Here is a 23,323-nt window from a genome sequence, read left to right on the forward strand (position 1 = left end):
ACAACGGAATGTTAAAAATTTAACATTCCGTTTCTAGAATTTAACACTTAAAGGGGATTTAGCTCAATCAATTTTTCAGTTCGAGCAACCGCATCGTCTAAATTAAGCTCTTTATAAGCAATAAGTTGCAAGCGTAGAGACTTTCTAGCCGCATCTGTATCAGGATAGCTGCGCTGAATCTCTTGGCTGCGATTGATAGCGGCGATCCATGCTTCACGGCGGATATAAAAATCTGCTGTCGCATAGTCATAGTTTGCTAGGCGGTTCTTTAAGAAGACCAAGCGTTGCTGCGCATCTTCAGCGTATGGACTGTTTGGATAGCGTTGTAGCAGGCGCTTGAAGTCATTGAATGCCAGCTTAACAGGCTCTGGATCGCGATCTGAACGGTCGATGTTAAACACATCGTGAAGGAAGTTTCTGTCCTGCGCCATATGAGAAAGACCACGCATATACAGAATCCAATCTGATTTTTCATGCGTTGGGTTCAAGCGAGTAAAGCGCTCAATGGTCGCGAGAGCTAGTGGTAGCTCATCATTCTTATAGTAGGCATACACAAGATCCAGCTGAACTTGCTCTGAATACGGACCGAATGGGTAACGAGAATCCAAAGCTTCCAGTTTTTCTACAGCAGAAGACCAATTACCTGCTCTTAAAGAGATTTGAGCCTCAGCATACAATTCTGCAGGTGGGATATCAGGTACGATTTCATCGCTACTGCTGCATCCAAAAAGCAACAAAGCAGACAGAAGACCGATTATAGTTTGATGTTTCATGTTAAAACGAGAAGCCATGCTCAATTAATTTATTTCCTTGGTTGCCGTTACAATCGACGAGTAAGCAGATACAATAACGGATAGAACGCTTATTTTTTCATATAAACAAGCATTAGTCCCACAGTTTTTTAAAAAGTTCGATATGGCCCAGCAGATAGAATTAAAAAGTACCGTAAAAGAGAGCCAACTAGGCCAACGCCTAGATCAGGCCATTGCAGAATTGTTCGACGAGTTTTCTCGTTCGCGCATGAAAGAGTGGTTGCTTGCTGGAAAAGTCAGCGTTGATGGCGTTGTCGTGACCAAAGCTCGCATAAAGGTAATGGGCGGTGAAGAGATCACAGTTCAAGCCGAGATCGAAGATGAAGAACGTTGGGAAGCGCAAGATATCCCTCTAGACATCGTCTACGAAGACGAAGATTTATTGGTTATCAACAAGCCTCGTGGCTTTGTTGTTCACCCTGGAGCGGGTACCCCCGATAGCACAGTGCTTAACGCCCTGTTGTTCCACTATCCACAAATCGCCGAAGTACCGCGTGCAGGTATTGTGCACCGTCTTGATAAAGACACTACAGGTTTGATGGTGGTGGCGAAGAATGTACCAACTCAGACTCGCCTTGTACGTGCTTTGCAAAAGCGCCGTATTACTCGTGAATACGAAGCGATTGCCATTGGCAAAATGACAGCCGGTGGCATGGTAGAAAAACCTATTGGTCGTCACTCTACTAAGCGCACCTTGATGGCAGTAAACGAATTAGGCAAGCCGGCCGTAACGCACTATCGAGTTGCGGAGCATTTCCGTGAACATACTCGTATTAGACTTCGTCTAGAAACCGGTCGTACTCACCAGATTCGTGTGCACATGTCTTATTTGCAACACCCTCTACTTGGGGACATTGCTTACGGTGGTCGTGCGCGCATCCCTAAAGGGGCTTCAGAAGAGTTAACTGCGATGATTCGTGGCTTTGATCGTCAAGCCCTGCATGCGGTTATGCTGAAGTTTGATCATCCATCAAGCGGTGAAGAAATGCAGTTTCATGCACCTGTGCCTGATGACATGGTCGAAATGGCAGAGGCTCTGCGCCAAGATATGCGTCTGAACTACGAAGACGAATATTAATGAGTTACTTGCATCCTAGTTGGGACGTTGCAGATCGCGTGAAATCCATTAGCTCTACTCGAGTGGGTGGCTTCTCATCAGACGATTTTGCCAGTCTTAACTTAGGGATGCATGTGAATGATGACCCAGTTATCGTTCAAAGAAACCGAGAGCATCTTGCTGAGCTGAGCAAGATGCCTTCCCCTCCTGTGTGGATGAATCAAACACACTCTACCACTGTGGTCGAATTAACCGAGCCTACCTCTGAAACCATTGAAGCTGATGCCTTAGTGACATCTGTACCAGGGGTTGTATGCAGTGTTATGACCGCAGATTGCTTGCCTGTTTTATTCGCTAGCGTCGACGGCACGAAAGTGGCAAGCGTTCATGCTGGATGGCGCGGTTTAGTCGGTGGGATCTTAGAAAACACGTTAAGCCATTTTACCTCTCCCGTTATTGCTTGGGTTGGTCCAGCCATTAGCTTGGATGCATTTGAAGTGGGAGATGAAGTAAGGCAGCAGTTTGTTGATAGTAACGGTGGCGATGTCATTGCTTTTCATCAGCACAAACCAGGCAAGTGGATGGCCGATCTTCCCTTACTCGCCAAGCTGAGACTGCAAAGAGCGGGTTGCCATGATGTGACCCTTTCAGGCTTATGCACATACTCCGACTCAGAGCGTTTCTTTTCTTACCGCAGACAAGCATCTACTGGGCGTCAATCTAGCTTTATTTGGATTGAATAACTCTCCTTCTTATACCTAACACTTGAAAATGCCTTTTGATGCAACCATGTGATAATTAAATACTCATTCATTGCTCTCAGGAGGCCAACATGCGTTACGATCGTTTAACCGGTAAATTTCAAGCCGCACTTTCTGATGCCCAATCTTTGGCAGTAGGCCGAGATCATCAATATATCGAGCCATCACATCTACTCTTCTCTTTACTCAATCAAGAGGGAGGGAGCGTAAGACCACTATTAACCTTAATACAGGTTGATATTGCGCAGCTACGTGCTCAATTATCAGAAAAGCTGGATAGCTTTCCAAAAGTCAGTGGCATGTCTGCTGATGTACAAGTCTCTTCATCACTGACCAAGCTACTTAATCTGTGCGATAAGTTCGCGCAAAAACGCAACGATAGTTACATCTCGTCTGAGTTGTTCTTGCAAGCGGCGATTCATGACAACAGTCAGCTCGGGCCAATGCTCAAGTCTCAAGGTGTCACTGAAAAGAAAATCGTTGAAGCCATTGAAAAGATCACGGGTGGTCAAAAGGTAGATGACCCTAATGCCGAAGAGCAGCGTCAAGCATTAGAGAAATACACCATTGACCTTACTGCTCGTGCAGAGCAGGGCAAACTCGACCCAGTTATTGGTCGAGATGATGAGATTCGTCGTACCATTCAAGTGCTGCAGCGCAGAACCAAAAACAACCCTGTACTGATTGGTGAACCGGGTGTAGGCAAAACCGCTATTGTCGAAGGACTTGCTCAGCGCATTATCAATGATGAAGTCCCAGAAGGACTCAAAGGACGTCGCGTACTTGCTTTGGATATGGGCGCATTGATTGCCGGTGCCAAATATAGAGGTGAGTTTGAAGAGCGTCTAAAAGCAGTGCTGAATGAACTGGCTCAAGAAGAGGGTAATATCATCCTCTTTATCGATGAAATGCATACCATGGTCGGTGCGGGTAAAGCCGATGGCGCTATGGATGCCGGTAATATGCTAAAACCTGCATTGGCTCGAGGCGAACTTCACTGCGTTGGAGCAACAACATTAGATGAACACCGCCAATATATAGAGAAAGACCCAGCGCTTGAGCGCCGCTTTCAAAAAGTGCTGGTGGATGAGCCTAGTGTGGAAGATACCATCGCAATCCTGCGTGGCTTAAAAGAGAAGTATGAGCTTCACCACCATGTTGATATTACTGACCCTGCGATTGTTGCAGCTGCGACGCTATCACATCGTTATGTCTCTGACCGCCAATTGCCAGATAAGGCGATAGACTTAATTGATGAGGCTGCCTCTTCTATTCGTATGCAGATCGACTCAAAGCCAGAGGCGATGGACAAGCTTGATCGTAAAATCATTCAATTAAAGATGGAGCAGCAGGCGCTAAATAAAGAAGATGACGATGCCAGTCGTAAGCGCATAATGCTGATCAACGAAGAGCTGTCAGATAAAGAACGCCAGTATGCTGAACTTGATGAGGTATGGACGGCTGAAAAAGCCTCACTATCGGGTACACAAAATATCAAAGCAGAGCTCGAGCAAGCGCGTTTAGATATTGAATTTGCGCGCCGAGCGGGCGACCTTAATCGAATGTCTGAGCTACAGTACGGTCGTATCCCTGAATTAGAGAAGCATCTGCAACTTGCCTCTGAAGCTGAGCAGAAAGAGCTGACCTTACTTAAGAATAAAGTAGGGGATGCAGAAATTGCAGAAGTGCTCTCAAAACAAACTGGTATTCCTGTGGCGAAGATGCTTGAGGCTGAAAAGTCTAAGCTATTGCGCATGGAAGAAGAGCTGCATGAAAATGTTATCGGACAAAATGAGGCAGTAAGCGCCGTTTCTGATGCTATACGTCGTAGTCGTGCGGGGCTCTCTGATCCCAATAAACCTATTGGGTCATTCTTATTCCTCGGTCCAACGGGTGTAGGTAAGACCGAGCTGTGCAAGACACTCGCCAACTTTATGTTTGATAGTGAAGATGCCATGGTTCGCATTGATATGTCCGAATTCATGGAAAAACACTCTGTTGCTAGATTAGTAGGCGCGCCTCCTGGTTATGTCGGTTACGAAGAGGGCGGGTATCTTACCGAAGCGATAAGACGTAAGCCTTATTCGGTTATTCTATTGGATGAAGTAGAGAAGGCGCATCCTGACGTATTCAATATACTTCTGCAGGTGCTCGATGATGGGCGACTTACCGATGGACAAGGTCGTACGGTGGATTTCCGCAATACTGTCTTGATCATGACCTCTAATTTAGGGTCTACGCAGATCCAAGAGGGATTTGGTGAGGCATCCTATGTGCAAATGAAAGAGCGAGTAATGGAAGTGGTGAGAAGCCATTTCCGTCCAGAGTTTTTAAACCGCGTGGATGAAAGTGTCGTCTTCCACCCTCTAGGTGAAAAACATATTCGCAATATTGCTTCTATTCAGCTTCAAGCATTGATTGCGCGTTTAGAAGCCAAAGAGTACCAGCTGTCTATTACTGATGAAGCGCTGGATAAAATTGCTCATATTGGTTTTGACCCTGTTTATGGTGCGAGACCACTTAAGCGTGCCATTCAACAATATATTGAAAATCCATTGGCAAAATCACTGTTGTCAGGAAAATTTGCTCCAGGAGAGCCAATAGAATTGGTTGTTGAAGGTGGTGATATCGTCGCTAGACAAGGTTAATCACCTAAATTACTCGTTTATTTCACGGTAGAATTAGCACGAAAACGTTTGCTTTGTTTGAAAAATAAACGGTCAGTGCTTTTTGTTGAAAAAAGTCCTTTCTAGGGGTTGTCAGGGGGCGTTTTATTCTTATAATGCGCCTCCGTTGTCACGATAAACATCGCAGACAACAAGCGGTTCTAAAAAGATGAAATGATTAATAAAAAAGTGGTTGACACTGATAATTATCTCATTAGAATAGGCCGTCCGCTTGGAGAGGTAACCCTTGAAAAGCAACGCTCTTTAACAATTTAAACCTATCAATCTGTGTGGGCACTCGTTGATGATAATCGAAAAGATTTATCAATGAACTGAGTGACCAAAACGATGACTTTTAGTCATTGGCACAGTCAATTCATTATCGTTCTGTTGGAACGATAATAGCTTTAGAATTACATAAGTAGTTTTGAAGTCAGTATTCATTGAGCCGTTCTTCGGAACAACAAAACTTTAATTGAAGAGTTTGATCATGGCTCAGATTGAACGCTGGCGGCAGGCCTAACACATGCAAGTCGAGCGGAAACGACAACATTGACCCTTCGGGTGATTTGTTGGGCGTCGAGCGGCGGACGGGTGAGTAATGCCTGGGAAATTGCCCTGATGTGGGGGATAACCATTGGAAACGATGGCTAATACCGCATAACGTCTACGGACCAAAGAGGGGGACCTTCGGGCCTCTCGCTTCAGGATATGCCCAGGTGGGATTAGCTAGTTGGTGAGGTAATGGCTCACCAAGGCGACGATCCCTAGCTGGTCTGAGAGGATGATCAGCCACACTGGAACTGAGACACGGTCCAGACTCCTACGGGAGGCAGCAGTGGGGAATATTGCACAATGGGCGCAAGCCTGATGCAGCCATGCCGCGTGTATGAAGAAGGCCTTCGGGTTGTAAAGTACTTTCAGTCGTGAGGAAGGCATTAGAGTTAATAGCTTTAGTGTTTGACGTTAGCGACAGAAGAAGCACCGGCTAACTCCGTGCCAGCAGCCGCGGTAATACGGAGGGTGCGAGCGTTAATCGGAATTACTGGGCGTAAAGCGCATGCAGGTGGTTTGTTAAGTCAGATGTGAAAGCCCGGGGCTCAACCTCGGAACCGCATTTGAAACTGGCAGGCTAGAGTACTGTAGAGGGGGGTAGAATTTCAGGTGTAGCGGTGAAATGCGTAGAGATCTGAAGGAATACCAGTGGCGAAGGCGGCCCCCTGGACAGATACTGACACTCAGATGCGAAAGCGTGGGGAGCAAACAGGATTAGATACCCTGGTAGTCCACGCCGTAAACGATGTCTACTTGGAGGTTGTGGCCTTGAGCCGTGGCTTTCGGAGCTAACGCGTTAAGTAGACCGCCTGGGGAGTACGGTCGCAAGATTAAAACTCAAATGAATTGACGGGGGCCCGCACAAGCGGTGGAGCATGTGGTTTAATTCGATGCAACGCGAAGAACCTTACCTACTCTTGACATCCAGAGAACTTAGCAGAGATGCTTTGGTGCCTTCGGGAACTCTGAGACAGGTGCTGCATGGCTGTCGTCAGCTCGTGTTGTGAAATGTTGGGTTAAGTCCCGCAACGAGCGCAACCCTTATCCTTGTTTGCCAGCACGTAATGGTGGGAACTCCAGGGAGACTGCCGGTGATAAACCGGAGGAAGGTGGGGACGACGTCAAGTCATCATGGCCCTTACGAGTAGGGCTACACACGTGCTACAATGGCGCATACAGAGGGCGGCCAACCAGCGATGGTGAGCGAATCCCAAAAAGTGCGTCGTAGTCCGGATTGGAGTCTGCAACTCGACTCCATGAAGTCGGAATCGCTAGTAATCGTGAATCAGAATGTCACGGTGAATACGTTCCCGGGCCTTGTACACACCGCCCGTCACACCATGGGAGTGGGCTGCAAAAGAAGTGGGTAGTTTAACCTTCGGGAGGACGCTCACCACTTTGTGGTTCATGACTGGGGTGAAGTCGTAACAAGGTAGCCCTAGGGGAACCTGGGGCTGGATCACCTCCTTATACGATGATTACTCACGATGAGTGTCCACACAGATTGATATGGTTTAGAAAGTAAAGAGAGATTTTTGAAACACCCCCCAAGGTGTTTCAACAGTTTATGTTTGCTCTTCGGAGTAAAGATAAATCTAGTGTCCCGTTCGTCTAGAGGCCTAGGACACCGCCCTTTCACGGCGGTAACAGGGGTTCGACTCCCCTACGGGATACCATTGGGTCGTTAGCTCAGCTGGTAGAGCAGTTGACTTTTAATCAATTGGTCGCAGGTTCGAATCCTGCACGACCCACCATTTTCTCCCCTTAAAAGGAGAAAATAGTTCCTAAGATGGGGCTATAGCTCAGCTGGGAGAGCGCCTGCCTTGCACGCAGGAGGTCTGCGGTTCGATCCCGCATAGCTCCACCATCTTAGAATGTTCATACCACTGAACAATAAAATGTGGGCGATTAGCTCAGTTGGGAGAGCACCTCCCTTACAAGGAGGGGGTCACTGGTTCGAGCCCGGTATCGCCCACCATTCTCTAACTATTTTTGGAAACTTATTCCAAACCAGAACAAGAAATTGATACTGGTTGGGATTTTTGTCGCCTAAGCGAAGTAACTGAAAGTAATTAGAAAATGTTTTTTTATTGCCTTTTGGCTAGAAATTCATGCTCTTTAACAATTTGGAAAGCTGACGATAAATAATGTGATTTCATTATTTATCAAATTTAAAAGTTCTCAAATCCTATATCTTTATTGATGTAGGTACCAACACACATTCAAGTGTTCTTGGGAATGTACTCTTGCCAGAGTGCATTCAAATTTGAGTCCGGCAAAATCGAATGTTATCTCGCTCATAATAAAGAGATAACGCACCTTGGAAACGTCATACTGCAGCGTAGCAACTGCATTGCGTAAGCAAGACCCTTTGGGGTTGTATGGTTAAGTGACTAAGCGTACACGGTGGATGCCTTGGCAGTCAGAGGCGATGAAAGACGTAATAACTTGCGATAAGCCCAGATTAGGTAGTAATAACCATTTGAGTCTGGGATTTCTGAATGGGGAAACCCACGTGCATAAGCACGTATCATTAACTGAATACATAGGTTAATGAGGCAAACTCGGGGAACTGAAACATCTAAGTACCCGAAGGAAGAGAAATCAACCGAGATTCCGAAAGTAGCGGCGAGCGAAATTGGATTAGCCCTTAAGCTTTTAATGCGTCAGGTGAAGAGTCTGGAAAGTCTCGCAGTATAGGGTGATAGCCCCGTAACCGACAACGCATTTTAAGTGAAAACGAGTAAGGCGGGACACGTGATATCCTGTTTGAACATGGGGGGACCATCCTCCAAGGCTAAATACTACTGACTGACCGATAGTGAACCAGTACCGTGAGGGAAAGGCGAAAAGAACCCCTGTGAGGGGAGTGAAATAGAACCTGAAACCGTGTACGTACAAGCAGTAGGAGCGCCTCGAAGCGTGACTGCGTACCTTTTGTATAATGGGTCAGCGACTTAATTTTAGTAGCAAGGTTAACCGTATAGGGGAGCCGTAGGGAAACCGAGTCTTAACTGGGCGTCGAGTTGCTAGAATTAGACCCGAAACCAGGTGATCTAGCCATGGGCAGGTTGAAGGTTGAGTAACATCAACTGGAGGACCGAACCGACTAATGTTGAAAAATTAGCGGATGACTTGTGGCTAGGGGTGAAAGGCCAATCAAACCTGGAGATAGCTGGTTCTCCCCGAAAGCTATTTAGGTAGCGCCTCGGACGAATACCAATGGGGGTAGAGCACTGTTAAGGCTAGGGGGTCATCCCGACTTACCAACCCTTTGCAAACTCCGAATACCATTGAGTACTATCCGGGAGACACACGGCGGGTGCTAACGTCCGTCGTGGAGAGGGAAACAACCCAGACCGCCAGCTAAGGTCCCAAAGTATAGCTAAGTGGGAAACGATGTGGGAAGGCTCAGACAGCCAGGATGTTGGCTTAGAAGCAGCCATCATTTAAAGAAAGCGTAATAGCTCACTGGTCGAGTCGGCCTGCGCGGAAGATGTAACGGGGCTAAGCTATACACCGAAGCTGCGGCTGCATACTTTTGTATGCGGGGTAGGGGAGCGTTCTGTAAGCGGTTGAAGGTGGTCTGTAAGGGCTGCTGGACGTATCAGAAGTGCGAATGCTGACATGAGTAACGATAAAGGGGGTGAAAAACCCCCTCGCCGGAAGACCAAGGGTTCCTGTCCAACGTTAATCGGGGCAGGGTAAGTCGACCCCTAAGGCGAGGCCGAAAGGCGTAGTCGATGGGAAACGGGTTAATATTCCCGTACTTCTTATAATTGCGATGGGGGGACGGAGAAGGCTAGGTGGGCCTGGCGATGGTTGTCCAGGTTCAAGTATGTAGGCGGAAGGTTTAGGTAAATCCGGACTTTCTTAACGCTGAGATACGATGTCGAGCTGCTACGTGCAGTGAAGTCATTGATGCCATGCTTCCAGGAAAAGCCTCTAAGCTTCAGATTATAAGAAATCGTACCCCAAACCGACACAGGTGGTCGGGTAGAGAATACCAAGGCGCTTGAGAGAACTCGGGTGAAGGAACTAGGCAAAATGGTACCGTAACTTCGGGAGAAGGTACGCTCTTGGCGGTGAAGTCCCTTGCGGATGGAGCTACTAGGAGTCGCAGATACCAGGTGGCTGCAACTGTTTATTAAAAACACAGCACTGTGCAAAATCGTAAGATGACGTATACGGTGTGACGCCTGCCCGGTGCCGGAAGGTTAATTGATGGGGTTAGACTTCGGTCGAAGCTCTTGATCGAAGCCCCGGTAAACGGCGGCCGTAACTATAACGGTCCTAAGGTAGCGAAATTCCTTGTCGGGTAAGTTCCGACCTGCACGAATGGCGTAATGATGGCCACGCTGTCTCCACCCGAGACTCAGTGAAATTGAAATCGCTGTGAAGATGCAGTGTACCCGCGGCTAGACGGAAAGACCCCGTGAACCTTTACTACAGCTTGGCACTGAACATTGACCCTACATGTGTAGGATAGGTGGGAGGCTTTGAAGACGGTACGCCAGTATCGTTGGAGCCATCCTTGAAATACCACCCTTGTAGTGTTGATGTTCTAACTTAGTCCCCTTATCGGGGATGAGGACAGTGCCTGGTGGGTAGTTTGACTGGGGCGGTCTCCTCCCAAAGAGTAACGGAGGAGCACGAAGGTGGGCTAAACACGGTTGGACATCGTGTGGTTAGTGCAATGGCATAAGCCCGCTTGACTGCGAGAATGACAATTCGAGCAGGTGCGAAAGCAGGTCATAGTGATCCGGTGGTTCTGAATGGAAGGGCCATCGCTCAACGGATAAAAGGTACTCCGGGGATAACAGGCTGATACCGCCCAAGAGTTCATATCGACGGCGGTGTTTGGCACCTCGATGTCGGCTCATCACATCCTGGGGCTGAAGTCGGTCCCAAGGGTATGGCTGTTCGCCATTTAAAGTGGTACGCGAGCTGGGTTTAGAACGTCGTGAGACAGTTCGGTCCCTATCTGCCGTGGGCGTTGGAAGATTGAAGGGGGCTGCTCCTAGTACGAGAGGACCGGAGTGGACGAACCTCTGGTGTTCGGGTTGTCATGCCAATGGCATTGCCCGGTAGCTAAGTTCGGAATCGATAACCGCTGAAAGCATCTAAGCGGGAAGCGAGCCCTGAGATGAGTCTTCCCTGGCACTTTAAGTGTCCTAAAGGGTTGTTCGAGACTAGAACGTTGATAGGCAGGGTGTGTAAGTGCTGCGAGGCATTGAGCTAACCTGTACTAATTGCCCGTGAGGCTTAACCATACAACACCCAAGGGGTTTTGTGGACTCGAAGTAAGAACTTTGAATGTGTGATAAAAACTTTTAACTCTCTTTTATAGAGAAGCAGCTTTCCGAATTATTAATTTTTGCTTTCAGCTTTTTTTTGAAAAAGCTGAAGACAAATAAGAAATTTGCTTGGCGACCATAGCATTGTGGACCCACCTGATTCCATGCCGAACTCAGAAGTGAAACATAATAGCGCCGATGGTAGTGTGGGGTTTCCCCATGTGAGAGTAGGACATCGCCAGGCTTTGAACATAAATTGTTCCCGTAACTTGCATCTTTTGCCGATGCGATGCTCATGTACTAACGTACACTGTGCTTCTCTCGACAAAATCTGCGGCGTCACAGAAACAATTTAAAGTCCAAAGCAACAAAAGTGTCAGACTTTGGATGAAAGACTTTGATTGGTTTCATTAGAAATTAATCGCACAAATTGGTGCGGAGTGGTAGTTCAGTTGGTTAGAATACCGGCCTGTCACGCCGGGGGTCGCGGGTTCGAGTCCCGTCCACTCCGCCACTAATAAAAAGCCCTAGTCGAAAGACTAGGGCTTTTTTTCGTCTATAGCTTTAGCATTAATTGAAACAAAACCTCAGACTAGCCGTCCGCGACGAAAGGCTGAGGTTTTTTGCTATCTGGATTATATTTTGCTCTGGGAGCAAACGAGTCCCGCTCGTGCGCGAGTTCGATTGAACCCAAGCCGGGCCACTCCGCCACTAATAAGAAGCCCTAGACTGGCCGTCCGCGTCGAAAGACTAGGGCTTTTTTCTTGCCTGTAGAAAAACTTTCTTAGCGAACATACTTACCTTTTGCTCCGTGCAATTCTGTCCATCGTTAATTACATATTGTCTGCGATCTATTCCTGCTGGTATGGTCTAGCTCATATGTGAGCTGTGATAATGAGTACGTACCTGTTTCAACCAACACCTACAGGTTTCTTAGGATATTAATAGGCATGCAGTATAAAGAGTTTATGAGACCAACCAGAGCCCTTAGCCTAAAGAACCCAGAACCCAGAACCCAGAACCCAGAACCCCAGTCACAAAAAAAGGCCACCTCTCGGCAGCCTCTCCAATCTTAACTATCAGAACTAACTCTTAACAACCTTCCGCTTTATTCTCGAATGAATAAACAAAGCTAATAGTATGATGCCACCGCCAATGATAAGACGAGTCATGTCTACATCTCTATTCCAGATAGTGACATTAACAATCAATCCTGCCGGGATCAGTGCGTTGTTCATGATGGCAAGGTAACCTGGGTCTACTTGGCTCGCGCCTCTGTTCCATAAGAAATAACCCAATCCGGAAGCACCGATACCTAACCAAAGCAGCACACCAATTTGTGTTGGATCTGTAGGCAGTTCAGCTTTGCCCCAGATAGCCCAAGCGATGGTGACGACCACTAAAGCACCAATATAGAACCAACCAAAGATATCTCGCTGTGCCATTTCTTCGCGGCTCTCTTTGAAATACTTATAGCCAACCTGACCAAATGCAAAACAGAGGTTAGAGCACTGGACGACTAAGAAGCCGATAAGGTAATCCTCTGTTAGGTTGTCATAGCGAATAACCAGAGCACCGATGACAGCGACAAACGCACTGACTAAATACAGAGGATTGAATTGCTTTTTGAGGGCATCATAAATAAGGGTGACATAAATTGGGGTAAAGACGGTAAACACCAATACTTCTGGTACCGTCAGTAGCAAGAAGGATTGATAGTAGAAAATGTACATCAAACCAAGCTGGATACCACCAATCCCCATAAGTTGCAGTGCTTCGGACTTTTTCACCGCCTTTAAGCGAAGCAAAGGCAAAAAGACTACTGCTGCTAATGCGATACGAATCCAAACTGATACATATGCATCCACTTGTCCCGCTAAGTAGACTCCAATTAAACTGAATGATAACGACCACATGATCGTTGTAATGATTAAAAATCCCAAAACTACCTCGTATAGCGATAATGCAAGTTTTCTTGTTTACGCGGACCGCTGATTGACCAATTAAACTCGATGGAGTCATTATTCCATTTGGCCATGCCGCTATATAGGTCATCACCACAGACATGTGCTGAATCACTAATCCATTGTTTTGTCTCAGCGTTGTAGCTGAGCACAAATAGCTCTACTGCGTTCTCTCTGCCGAAGCGGCTGTGCAGCAGCTTAATTTTTAGAGCGCCCAGACGTTGCCATATGAACTCGTTTTGAGTGTCGACAGTATGTCCATTTTGCTCAAGAGTGAAACGCCCTTGCTCTTTAAAGTAAAGGGTATCGTTTTCTTCCATCTCTATGTTGACTGAACCACTTCCTTCTCCTGCCCAACCCATCACTGAATTGGCTCCGGGTTTTGATTGGTATTGGTAGTGATTAATCAATTGCAGCTGTTGCCAAAGATCAAACATAGTCGCTCTCTGTCTTCCCTAGATAATTGCATCTTTTTTAGTTATAAAAAATCCGATAGTCACTAATGAGTATCGGATTTTATAGGATGATAATTTAAGTGGCTCTATGCCATACCCTGAATAATCACAAACTTCTCTAGTAGTTCCTCTTCGGTCTCTACATGCTGAGGGTCAGTGATAATACACTTAGTAATCGGACACACCGATTGGCACGTTGGTGCATCATAGTGACCCTTACATTCAGTACATAGGTTCGGATCTATCTCATAGATAGAGTCCCCCATGCTGATGGCATCGTTTGGGCATTCAGGTTCGCACATATCGCAATTAATGCACGTTTTTTGGATCAATAGAGCCATCGATTATTTACCTGATGGGTTACGAGTATCTTGACCAGAGTTAAGGTTGCGCATTAGCAAGCCAAACTCTAGGTTCATGTCTTGTGGTACTGGGATAAATACAAAGTGCCCATTACCCTTAGCATCGTCGATGCTCTCAGATTTACGGTTCTCCATGACTTCAAGGTTGAAGACAACGTTACCTTCTGGAGTCATTAGCTCTAGGCTATCACCGACCAAGAATTTGTTCTTCACTTCTACTTCAGCAAGATCGCCACGGCGTTTGCCGGTAAACTCACCTACAAACTGTTGTGAGTCTGATACTGAATAGCCGTACTCATAGTTCTGGTAAGCATCATGGGTATGACGACGAAGGAAACCTTCAGTGTAGCCACGATGTGCAAGGCTCTCTAGAGTTCCTAGTAGGTTCTCATCAAATGGCTTGCCTGCAACAGCATCATCAATTGCTTTACGATATACCTGAGCAGTACGTGCACAGTAATAGAAAGACTTAGTACGACCTTCGATCTTCAAAGAGTGTACACCCATCTTAGTTAGACGCTCTACGTGCTGTACCGCGCGTAGGTCTTTAGAGTTCATGATGTAGGTACCATGCTCATCTTCGAATGCCGCCATTTTCTCTTCAGGACGATGAGATTCAGATAGAAGCACAACCTCGTCAGTTGGCTTACCTAAACCTAGAGTATTGTCTGGACGCTCTTGGCTCTCTTGAGGAACCGCTTCTTGAATTTCAACAATTTGACCTGTCTCATCTTCCGTTGCTTTCTCTGCTTTGTACTCCCAACGACATGCGTTGGTGCAGGTGCCTTGGTTCGGGTCACGCTTGTTGATGTAACCTGACAGTAGGCAGCGACCAGAGTACGCCATGCAAAGAGCACCGTGTACAAAGATTTCTAGTTCTGTTTCAGGGCAGTGCTCACGGATCTCTTCGATTTCTTCAAGAGAAAGCTCACGAGAAAGGATAACGCGCTCTACACCTTGAGTAGACCAGAACTTCACTGTCGCCCAGTTTACTGCGTTTGCTTGAACGGATAGGTGAATAGGCATGTCCGGGAATGCTTCACGAACCATCATGATAAGGCCTGGATCTGACATGATCAGAGCGTCAGGGCCCATTTCAACCACGGGCTTAAGGTCGCGGATAAAGGTTTTTAACTTAGAGTTATGAGGCTGGATGTTACAAACCACATACAGTTTCTTGCCTTGGGCATGTGCTTCATTGATACCGATTTGCAGGTTTTCGTGGTTAAACTCATTGTTACGAACACGAAGACTGTATCGTGGTTGGCCTGCATAAACCGCGTCTGCGCCGTATGCAAATGCGTAGCGCATGTTTTTTAGGCTACCCGCAGGAGAAAGTAATTCTGGTGTGAACATGTTTGTATACTCTATTCTGATTTCAAGTCAGGATCTCGCCACCTTGTAGCGAGATATAAGGAGGGCGAATTTTACGGGATCGTCGCAAAAATCGCCACTAAAAAGTATACATGTCACAGAATGTAGTGGGTAATTAGGGTTAGTTTTTCTCTAAACCGCCTAATTCGGTATGTAAATTGCCCACCAAAGCCAGCAATTCACTGCTCATCAATGAAAAGTCAGCATCAAAACGAGCGGCTTTATCTTCACGAGGAATGTCTTCGTTTTGATCTTTTACCTCTTCACCAAACTTAATTCGCTTCAAACTCGCGTCTTCTGCAAGGATAAATTCGACACGTTCCTGCCAATTTAACGCCAATTTTGTAACAAACTTATTCGCTTCGATATGATTTAGGATTTCTTCGCTTTGTAAATCTTGCTGCTTACAACGGATGATGCCACCGTCTTCTAGCGCGGATTTTAGCTCTGCTTCAGCGAGGATTTCGAAGCCTGTTGGTTGGCTTTCGCCCTTAACCCATTCGGTCAACGTCGTCTCAACGGGTGTCTCTGGTAGGGCTGGTACTACAGGTAAACTACCGATGGTTTTACGCAGTAGCGCAAGCGCATCTTCTGCTTTTTTCGAGCTAGCAGCATCCACAAGAATGACACCATCTTCGATGGAAACAAGCAGGTAGGTAAGTTGGCTACGAGTGAAGGCGCGAGGCAGTAAATCCATAAGGATTTCATCTTTGATGGTATCGCGCTCAGTCTTCTTCAGACGGCGGTTTTCCTGCTCTTCAAGCATATCAACCTTGTTCGCCACAGCATCATTGACCACTGAAGCAGGAAGCAGTTTTTCTTCTTTTTTTGCACACAGCAGAATGCGATTTTGCGCGACATGGCTGAGTAATTGATCTTGGCCTGGCATCGCAAAAGACCAACCAAATTTTTGTTTGTCTTGGCTGCCGCAAGGCTTGAATTGAAACTCTTTAAGTTGCTCTTCAAGAGCTTCAGCTTGTATGTCTACTTCACGGTTGAAGCGATAGACTAGGCAGTTTTTAAACCACATGATGTGTCTCTGTATTGCAATGGGAAAACCTAATGATAAAGGAAGGTTTGTACCTATGCCTAATACAATATTCGTCTTGTGCGATGAATTTATTATGATTTTTTGTTTTCAATAGACACAAAAGTGTCATAATTTAGCAAGATAATAAGCCGAGTTTACGAATAATCGAGGTTATCAGAAAAATGTCTAGAAGAATCCTAGTTGTAGAGGATGAAGCACCAATTCGCGAAATGCTTTGCTTTGTTTTAGAACAAAAAGGTTATGAAACGGTAGAAGCTGAAGACTACGATACCGCGGTAAGTATGCTCAAAGAACCCTTTCCAGACTTGATCCTTTTAGATTGGATGTTGCCTGGTGGTACTGGTATTAACTTCATCAAGCACCTTAAGCGTGATGAAATGACGCGTAACATTCCAGTTGTGATGCTGACTGCTCGTGGAGAAGAAGAAGATAAGGTGAAGGGCCTAGAAGTAGGCGCTGATGATTACATCACCAAACCTTTCTCACCAAAAGAGCTACTTGCTCGCCTGAAAGCAGTGATTCGTCGTGCATCGCCAACCTCAACAGAAGAGGTGATTGATGTGCAAGGACTGCGTCTTGACCCTGTATCACACCGAGTGACGGCTCATGACCAAGCACTGGATATGGGACCAACCGAATTTAAGATGCTGCACTTCTTCATGACGCACCAAGAGCGTGTCTATAGCCGTGAGCAGCTTCTGAACCATGTTTGGGGCACCAATGTTTACGTGGAAGACAGAACCGTCGATGTTCACATTCGTCGTCTGCGTAAGGCGCTGGAAGCCACTGAGCATCATAAACTTGTTCAAACTGTACGCGGTGCAGGTTACCGATTCTCGACCAAAGCCTAACCAGCAGGCTCGTCGAACTCTGGAGTACGCCTTTAGATGGTAGAAAAACTGACATGGAGAAAGCTGGCTTTAGAGCTGGCTTTTTTTTATACACCTTGGGTTTTGCTTGGATGGTTTGTAGGATACATGCCATGGATGCTACTGATTGCAACCGTATTGCAATTAGGGTGGCATCTGCATAATCAAATCCGTTTTTCACAGTGGCTGTGGAATGACAAGCGCCTTTCTCCTCCTTCAAGCTCCGGTAACTGGGAGCCTTTGTTTAATGGCATGTACCGCTTGCAGCAGCGTCAGCGCCGTAAACGAAAAGAGCTTACTGGGCTTATTCGCCGCTTTCGTAATGGTGCAGAATCCTTGCCCGATGCGGTAGTGGTGTTTCGCGATGAAGGCAATATCGTTTGGTGCAACCGATTAGCACAGCAACTGCTGGGCTTTCGCTGGCCAGAGGATTCTGAACTCCCTATTACTAATCTACTTCGTTCTCCAGATTTCATTAAGTATCTGAATAAAAATGACTTTTCAGAGCCTTTAGAGATGCGCTCTCCTCTAAACGTGGAGCGTATACTGGAATTGCGTATTGTGCCGTATACCGATGGTGAGCACCTGATGGTAGTACGTGACGTTTCTCAGCTTAAAACCCTTGAGGGTATGCGTCGTAACTTTTTTGCCAACGTGTCTCATGAACTGCGCACCCCGATGACGGTATTGCAGGGCTACTTAGAAATGACGGCCGATCCCGATATGTTGGTGGGCCCAATGTGGCCAAAAGCTCATGGAGTCATGACTGAGCAGCTCAATCGAATGAACAGCCTAGTGAATCAGCTTCTGACGCTATCTAAGATCGAAGCCGCTCCAATGGGCGGGGGTGATGATATTGTCGATGTACCGCGCATGTTGCATGTGCTTGAGAAAGAAGCTCAGGCACTAAGCGGTAGTAAAGAACATCAGCTTAAGTTTGATATTGATGAGTCGTTGAAGGTAATGGGTGATGAAGACCAGTTGCGCAGCGCCATCTCTAACTTGGTTTACAACGCGGTGAAATATACGCCAGCGGGCTCACATATCCATGTTACCTGGAATGAGACCGTACAAGGTGCTTACTTGCAGGTCGCCGATACGGGTGAGGGAATCGAACCTCAGCATTTGCATAGGCTGACCGAGCGCTTTTATCGGGTTGATAAGGCACGCTCAAGAGAAACCGGTGGCAGTGGTTTAGGTTTGGCTATCGTGAAGCACACCCTGAGTCATCACGATTCACTGCTAGAAATACAAAGTGAAGTGGGCAAGGGCAGTCAGTTCTCCTTTGTGCTGCCTAAGCGCTTAGTAGCTAGGGAGTTAGCACAATCGTGAGACGCTCGTTGATTGCTGGTGTGCTGGTTTTTGTGACGTCCTTTTGTAGCGCATCAACCCCTTTACCAGATTACAAAGCCATTCAAGGTATCTCGGGTAATCTAACATCCGTGGGCTCAGACTCCCTTGCGGGTATTATCACTGCGTGGGCGGAAGAGTTTTCTGCCCTGTATCCTAGCGTTAATGTTCAGGTGCAAGCCTCAGGCAGTTCAACGGCTGTTCCTGCTCTTACTGAGGGAACGGCGCAGTTTGGGCCTATGAGCCGGGAAATGCAGCCGAGTGAAATTGCTGCTTTTGAACGCGAGTATGGCTATGCGCCTACTGAGCTTGTAGTGGCACTTGATGCTTTGGGCGTATTTGTACATCAAGACAACCCAATTCAAGGGCTGAATTTTGTTCAGCTGGATGCCATCTTTTCAATCACTTACTTTTGTGGCACCAATCGATATATCGATACCTGGAGTGACCTTGGGGTGTTGCAGCCTTGGGGTAAGCTAAAGATACAAAAGTATGGGCGTAACCCGGTGTCGGGCACTCATGGTGTGTTTAAGAGTAAAGTATTGTGTGGTGGAGACTTTGACAGCTCGGTAAATGAGTTGTTGGGGGCGACGTCTGTGGTTCAGGGCGTTGCTTCGTCGGTATCCTCTATCGGGTACTCGGGCGTAGCATCAAAAGCGGTAGGCACGCGTTTGCTCCCTATTGCTGAGTATGATGATAACTATACGCTACCAACACCAGAGAACATTATTAGCGGTAAGTACCCACTGAGCCGCCAGCTTTATATCTATGTCAATAAGCAGCCGAACAAGGCGTTGCCGCGAAGTCAGCGTGAGCTGATTCGTTTTATCTACTCCAAACAAGGGCAACAAGCGGTATCTCGTGAAGGGTATATTCCCATCTCCCGTGAGCTGGCTCAAAAAGAGCTGAGCAAGGTCGATTTGAAACTATAAAGGGCTCACAGAGCCCTTTTAGCTATCTTTCTTCAAGTAAATCACCAAACTCGAACCTCAATCCCCAGCCGGCACTGTGCCAATAGAACTGCTCTTGCTCTAAGTCTGATATCAATAAGCGATTTTCTCGCAAATGATCTAAATCCGAGTGAGACAATACCCAATCGCCATCCTCAATGGTGAGTTGCCAAAGGCCGGCCTTTGCATCATTTCGCGAGACATTAATCACAATGGAGAGGCGCAAAATCTTGATAAGCTCAAGGATGTCTTCCTTGGCATACAAGCTAAACTCATCCATCTCACTGAGCTTTAAAGCCTTTCTGTGATATCGAACTAGAGTGGCGATCAACCTTTGTTGCTCGCTGTTGAAGCCGGGCATATTGGTATGCTGAAGAAGGTAGTGAGAATGTCGGTGGTAGCCTCGATAGTTCAGGCTCAATCCTACTTCATGCAATAAGGCAGCCCAGTTAAGTAGCTTGACCAATTCGCTGCTCTTTTCTAACTCCGTATCGGCAATCACTTGTTTAAGGAAATGCTTGCTGTGCTGTCTCACTCGATTAGCTTGCTCGACATCGATTCTGTGCTGAAGTGCTAGGTTCTCCGCTGTACGCATACGAATATCGGAATGTGCAAAGCGCTCTTCCATCTCATACATTGCCCCTTCCCGCAGGGCGCCGGAAGAGTAATGAAGCTCTTCGATCTCTAGGGACTGCAGAATGGCTTGTAAGATAGCAACGCCAGGAGCGAGCACTGACAGTCGCTCCTCGATAATGCCCTTGATCGCTATCTTCTCTACCTTCTTAAACTCACAAAGGTGCTTCACCAGCTTTTTGAGGCGCTTGGGTGTGATGATACCGTCTTCATAGTCCAGGCTAATCAAACACTCACGAATGGCTTTTACTGTTCCAGAGGACCCTAAGGTTAACTCCCAGCCATGTCGCTTGTATTGCTTCGCCAGAAACTCCAATTCTCGCAGGGCTGCAAGGTTTGCGGCAGCGAAGTTCTTGGTATTGAGCTTTCCGTCGCTAAAGTAGCGATGAGCGTAGCTAACACACCCCATCTGCTGGCTATTGACCAGCTCTGCTTCAAAGCCTTCGCCAATCACAAGCTCGGTACTACCACCACCGATATCGACAACAAGTTTGCTCTTGGATACGGGTTGAGTGTGAGCAACACCTAAATAGATAAGGCGCGCCTCTTCTTCACCCGGAATCACTTCAATGGGAAAGGGAAGCACTTGTCTTGCTCGCTGAATAAATAGGTGGGCATTGTTGGCAATACGCAGGGTATGGGTGGCAACGATTCTCACATTGTCTTTTTTGAACCCGTCCAGTCGTTCGGCGAACATCTTCAAGCAATCGAGGCCACGTTGCATGGCCTCGTTGGTGAGATTGTTGCGCGAGTCCAGTCCACTAGCCAATTTAACTCGTTGCTTATGGCGACTGATTATCTGTAGGTCTTGCCCTACCACCTTTGCGACCACCATATGGAAGCTATTGGAGCCAAGGTCAATGGCTGCAATATCTTTTTCTGGGGTAGCCTCACTGCTGTGCATCACGTCAGGATGCTTCAATTGTTTGCTCACTCAGTCTTCTAGCCTGCTTTTCTACTTGTTTAATATACTCGTAGGTAGCGATCTGAGAGCGAACCTTGCGGCGATTTCCTCGTGCCACGTAGCTGTTCGACATCTCCTTGTCGATCCATCGAGCCTTAACGGTATCTGTAAATTGTAGCTCCATAATATCAATGATTCTTTGCTTTAGCTTATTATCATTAATCGGCGCTGCTACCTCGATACGGTGCTCTATATTCCTAGTCATCCAATCTGCCGATGAGATAAACACCTTAGGGTCGCCATTATTCTCGGTAATGATGACTCGCGGGTGCTCAAGAAAACGGTCTATGACACTGATGACTTTGATATTCTCACTGATCCCTTCTACTCCTGGAACAAGAGAGCACATGCCTCTAATGATCATGCGTATAGAGACACCCGCACTGCTTGCTTGATAGAGCTTGTTGATCAGCCCTTTATCTACGAGGTTATTGATCTTAAGGGTGATCCCACTTCTGTTGCCCAATTCTGCGTTCTCTATCTCATCATCTATTAGCTTGTAGAGACGCTTGCGTGAGTTCTTTGGAGAGACGATCAACTGATGAAAGGCAACAGGGCGATAAGGATTCTCAATATATCCAAAGACATTACGAACCTCATCAGTAATCTCTGGCTTGGCGGTCAGCAGAGAGTAATCGGTATAGATGCGAGCTGTTTTCTCATGGAAATTACCGGTACCTATATGAGCGTAGCGCTTTATTTCGCCACCTTCACGGCGGCTAATTAATAGCAACTTAGAGTGTATCTTTAGACCGGGAGCACCAAAAACCACTTGTACTCCAGCGTCGGTTAACCGCTTTGACCATAAGATATTCGCTTGTTCATCAAAGCGCGCCTGCAACTCAACCACAACGGTCACTTTCTTGCCGTTGTTTACCGCATCAATCAATGAATTCATGAGCTTTGAGTGTTTGGCGACGCGGTAGATATTGATCTTAATACTGAGCACTTTTGGATCAAACGATGCTTGCCTGACAAGCTCAGAGACGTGATCAAAGGTGTGGTAAGGGTAATGAAGCAAAATATCTTCCGCGCTAATGGCATCAAAGCTGTTGTTGTACTGCTCAAATACGGCGGATTTAAGTGGTGGCAATGGCTTATTTTCTAGGTAGTCACGGCCTACGTTTGGAAAGCCAATGAAGTCCTTGAAGTTATGATAGCGCCCACCCGGTATTAAGCTGTCATAGTTGGAGATCTCAAGTTTTCGGCATAGAAATTCTAGCATTTCACGTGGCATGTCTTTCTCGTAAACAAAGCGCACAGGCATGGCGGATAGACGCTGACTCAGGCCTTCCGACATTTGCTCAAGTAGGCTGTGCTCAACCTCGTGACTGAGATCGTACTCCGCATCTCGGGTCATCTTCATGGAATAACAGTTGATTTCATCGTACTCAAAGAAGCCATTGAAGATATCGTCTAGGCAGTAGCGAATCACGTTGTCTAACAGGATGATAGTCTTACGACGCTTTCCCTTCTGCTCTGGCACCATAACAAAGCGTGGCAGGTGATCGGTTGGGATCTCCAGCAGTGCGTATTGCGCTACGTTGTCTTTGACGAGCGCTACGCTTAGGTAAGCGTATTCATCTTTGAGGAAATCCAGTACATTAATATCCTCATGCATTACGACAGGCGTGATATGGGGCAGTACTTGCTTACGAAAGAACTTTTTGAGCCATTGCTGCTGAGTTTCGTTGAGCTGCGCTTCGTTGACTAAGAAGATACGGCGGCGGGCCATTTCGAGAAGCAATTCGCTATACAACTCGTCAAATCGCAGATTGAGTTTCATTGCCTTGCTTTGCATTTTGCTGAGTAGGCGTTTTGAATTGTCTTGACGACCTCGTTCTTGGTTGATCAAGATACGGCGTTTAACATCGGAAAATCGTACCTTGTAGAACTCATCGAGGTTGTTGGAAAATATGCCTAGAAACCGGATTCTTTCTATTAAGGGAACCGACTTATCAGCGGCCTCTTGCAGGACTCGTTCATTAAAAGAAAGCCAGCTAAGTTCTTTTTCTACATACAGTTTTTCTGTGCTCATCTTCTTTTCCGTTTTCTAGTTTGCAATGCAAGTCTAGTGCTAAAATGGGGGGAGTGAATATTATTGCAGTTAGATTTCAGCCATGTGACAGTGGTCACGTTGCGTGTAAGGAAATGTGTCGCACAAACTATTACTAATTTGTGTCACCTTTATGTCAAATGCTTG

The 23,323-nt window shown here is 46.7% G+C and carries 14 protein-coding genes, 5 tRNA genes and 3 rRNA genes; 14 read left to right on the top strand and 8 right to left on the bottom strand.

Annotated features, from left to right (window positions below; translation table 11 throughout):
* Nucleotides 1–47 precede the first annotated feature (47 nt).
* Nucleotides 48–773: an outer membrane protein assembly factor BamD gene (gene bamD / locus A6E01_RS02450; protein WP_026026046.1), complete on the bottom strand. Its 726-nt coding sequence runs from the start codon at nucleotides 771–773 to the stop codon at nucleotides 48–50.
* Between the two features lie 142 nt (nucleotides 774–915).
* Here bamD and rluD point away from each other — a divergent pair, with 142 nt between their 5' ends.
* The 11 genes from rluD (at nucleotide 916) to A6E01_RS02505 (ending at nucleotide 11,662) form a co-directional block, all read left to right on the top strand.
* Complete coding sequence (gene rluD, locus A6E01_RS02455; protein WP_017026917.1) at nucleotides 916–1,890, top strand: 23S rRNA pseudouridine(1911/1915/1917) synthase RluD; 975 nt, start codon at nucleotides 916–918, stop codon at nucleotides 1,888–1,890.
* Nucleotides 1,890–2,612, top strand: coding sequence for a peptidoglycan editing factor PgeF (gene pgeF, locus A6E01_RS02460; RefSeq protein WP_017026918.1), 723 nt, complete (start codon nucleotides 1,890–1,892; stop codon nucleotides 2,610–2,612). The genes rluD and pgeF overlap by 1 nt, the downstream gene beginning before the upstream one ends.
* An 89-nt stretch (nucleotides 2,613–2,701) precedes the next feature.
* Nucleotides 2,702–5,278, top strand: a complete 2,577-nt coding sequence (gene clpB / locus A6E01_RS02465; protein ID WP_065209488.1) for an ATP-dependent chaperone ClpB — start codon at nucleotides 2,702–2,704, stop codon at nucleotides 5,276–5,278.
* Between the two features lie 490 nt (nucleotides 5,279–5,768).
* Nucleotides 5,769–7,321, top strand: a 16S ribosomal RNA gene (locus A6E01_RS02470).
* 130 nt (nucleotides 7,322–7,451) lie between these two features.
* Nucleotides 7,452–7,527: transfer RNA gene (locus A6E01_RS02475), tRNA-Glu, on the top strand.
* 2 nt (nucleotides 7,528–7,529) lie between these two features.
* Nucleotides 7,530–7,605, top strand: a tRNA-Lys gene (locus tag A6E01_RS02480).
* Between the two features lie 37 nt (nucleotides 7,606–7,642).
* Nucleotides 7,643–7,718: transfer RNA gene (locus tag A6E01_RS02485), tRNA-Ala, on the top strand.
* A gap of 35 nt (nucleotides 7,719–7,753) precedes the next feature.
* Nucleotides 7,754–7,829 (top strand) — tRNA-Val (locus A6E01_RS02490).
* Nucleotides 7,830–8,234: 405 nt separating this feature from the next.
* A 23S ribosomal RNA gene (locus tag A6E01_RS02495) occupies nucleotides 8,235–11,124 on the top strand.
* Between the two features lie 152 nt (nucleotides 11,125–11,276).
* Nucleotides 11,277–11,392: ribosomal RNA gene (gene rrf / locus A6E01_RS02500) — 5S ribosomal RNA — on the top strand.
* The 16S, 23S and 5S rRNA genes sit together here with 5 tRNA genes alongside, the layout of an rRNA operon.
* 193 nt (nucleotides 11,393–11,585) lie before the next feature.
* Nucleotides 11,586–11,662: transfer RNA gene (locus A6E01_RS02505), tRNA-Asp, on the top strand.
* A 571-nt stretch (nucleotides 11,663–12,233) separates the two neighbouring features.
* On the opposite strand, the gene A6E01_RS02510 is transcribed toward A6E01_RS02505, so the two are convergent.
* The 5 genes from A6E01_RS02510 to rdgC form a co-directional block, all read right to left on the bottom strand.
* The gene (locus tag A6E01_RS02510) at nucleotides 12,234–13,064 is read right to left on the bottom strand and encodes a DMT family transporter (RefSeq protein ID WP_065210334.1); all 831 of its coding nucleotides are present in this window, start codon (nucleotides 13,062–13,064) and stop codon (nucleotides 12,234–12,236) included.
* Nucleotides 13,065–13,093: 29 nt separating this feature from the next.
* Nucleotides 13,094–13,549 (bottom strand): DUF6314 family protein, encoded by a 456-nt coding sequence (locus A6E01_RS02515; protein WP_065209489.1) that lies wholly within the window; start codon nucleotides 13,547–13,549, stop codon nucleotides 13,094–13,096.
* Between the two features lie 104 nt (nucleotides 13,550–13,653).
* Nucleotides 13,654–13,908, bottom strand: coding sequence for a YfhL family 4Fe-4S dicluster ferredoxin (locus tag A6E01_RS02520; RefSeq protein WP_017028938.1), 255 nt, complete (start codon nucleotides 13,906–13,908; stop codon nucleotides 13,654–13,656).
* A 3-nt stretch (nucleotides 13,909–13,911) separates the two neighbouring features.
* Complete coding sequence (gene trhP, locus A6E01_RS02525) at nucleotides 13,912–15,285, bottom strand: prephenate-dependent tRNA uridine(34) hydroxylase TrhP (protein WP_017028937.1); 1,374 nt, start codon at nucleotides 15,283–15,285, stop codon at nucleotides 13,912–13,914.
* A gap of 139 nt (nucleotides 15,286–15,424) precedes the next feature.
* Nucleotides 15,425–16,333 (bottom strand): recombination-associated protein RdgC, encoded by a 909-nt coding sequence (rdgC, locus tag A6E01_RS02530; protein WP_017028936.1) that lies wholly within the window; start codon nucleotides 16,331–16,333, stop codon nucleotides 15,425–15,427.
* Between the two features lie 182 nt (nucleotides 16,334–16,515).
* On the opposite strand from rdgC, the gene phoB reads away from it, so the two are divergent.
* From phoB to A6E01_RS02545, 3 genes are read left to right on the top strand one after another with little or no spacing between them, the layout of a single operon-like run.
* Nucleotides 16,516–17,205, top strand: a complete 690-nt coding sequence (phoB, locus tag A6E01_RS02535; protein ID WP_017028935.1) for a phosphate regulon transcriptional regulator PhoB — start codon at nucleotides 16,516–16,518, stop codon at nucleotides 17,203–17,205.
* A gap of 36 nt (nucleotides 17,206–17,241) precedes the next feature.
* Entirely contained in the window at nucleotides 17,242–18,555 is a 1,314-nt protein-coding gene (gene phoR, locus A6E01_RS02540) for a phosphate regulon sensor histidine kinase PhoR (protein ID WP_017242921.1), read from the top strand.
* On the top strand, nucleotides 18,552–19,505 hold the full coding sequence (locus tag A6E01_RS02545) for a PstS family phosphate ABC transporter substrate-binding protein (RefSeq protein ID WP_065209490.1): 954 nt from the start codon (nucleotides 18,552–18,554) through the stop codon (nucleotides 19,503–19,505). The genes phoR and A6E01_RS02545 overlap by 4 nt, the downstream gene beginning before the upstream one ends.
* A 22-nt stretch (nucleotides 19,506–19,527) precedes the next feature.
* Here A6E01_RS02545 and ppx read toward each other — a convergent pair whose 3' ends face one another.
* Both ppx and ppk1 read right to left on the bottom strand, forming a co-directional pair.
* Nucleotides 19,528–21,060, bottom strand: coding sequence for an exopolyphosphatase (ppx, locus tag A6E01_RS02550; RefSeq protein ID WP_065210335.1), 1,533 nt, complete (start codon nucleotides 21,058–21,060; stop codon nucleotides 19,528–19,530).
* Nucleotides 21,061–21,064: 4 nt separating this feature from the next.
* Nucleotides 21,065–23,158, bottom strand: coding sequence for a polyphosphate kinase 1 (gene ppk1, locus A6E01_RS02555; protein WP_065209491.1), 2,094 nt, complete (start codon nucleotides 23,156–23,158; stop codon nucleotides 21,065–21,067).
* Nucleotides 23,159–23,323 lie beyond the last annotated feature (165 nt).

The organism is Vibrio breoganii (assembly GCF_001677275.1).
In the GTDB taxonomy this organism is placed as follows: domain Bacteria; phylum Pseudomonadota; class Gammaproteobacteria; order Enterobacterales; family Vibrionaceae; genus Vibrio; species Vibrio breoganii.

Coding starts and splice junctions, on each gene's coding strand:
- A6E01_RS02520 (WP_017028938.1), bottom strand. CDS start 13,908: ATGGCTCTATTGATCCAAAAAACGTGCATTAATTGCGATATGTGCGAA.
- rluD (WP_017026917.1), top strand. CDS start 916: ATGGCCCAGCAGATAGAATTAAAAAGTACCGTAAAAGAGAGCCAACTA.
- ppx (WP_065210335.1), bottom strand. CDS start 21,060: ATGCACAGCAGTGAGGCTACCCCAGAAAAAGATATTGCAGCCATTGAC.
- A6E01_RS02510 (WP_065210334.1), bottom strand. CDS start 13,064: ATGTGGTCGTTATCATTCAGTTTAATTGGAGTCTACTTAGCGGGACAA.
- A6E01_RS02515 (WP_065209489.1), bottom strand. CDS start 13,549: ATGTTTGATCTTTGGCAACAGCTGCAATTGATTAATCACTACCAATAC.
- pgeF (WP_017026918.1), top strand. CDS start 1,890: ATGAGTTACTTGCATCCTAGTTGGGACGTTGCAGATCGCGTGAAATCC.
- phoB (WP_017028935.1), top strand. CDS start 16,516: ATGTCTAGAAGAATCCTAGTTGTAGAGGATGAAGCACCAATTCGCGAA.
- rdgC (WP_017028936.1), bottom strand. CDS start 16,333: ATGTGGTTTAAAAACTGCCTAGTCTATCGCTTCAACCGTGAAGTAGAC.
- bamD (WP_026026046.1), bottom strand. CDS start 773: ATGAAACATCAAACTATAATCGGTCTTCTGTCTGCTTTGTTGCTTTTT.
- trhP (WP_017028937.1), bottom strand. CDS start 15,285: ATGTTCACACCAGAATTACTTTCTCCTGCGGGTAGCCTAAAAAACATG.
- phoR (WP_017242921.1), top strand. CDS start 17,242: ATGGTAGAAAAACTGACATGGAGAAAGCTGGCTTTAGAGCTGGCTTTT.
- clpB (WP_065209488.1), top strand. CDS start 2,702: ATGCGTTACGATCGTTTAACCGGTAAATTTCAAGCCGCACTTTCTGAT.
- ppk1 (WP_065209491.1), bottom strand. CDS start 23,158: ATGAGCACAGAAAAACTGTATGTAGAAAAAGAACTTAGCTGGCTTTCT.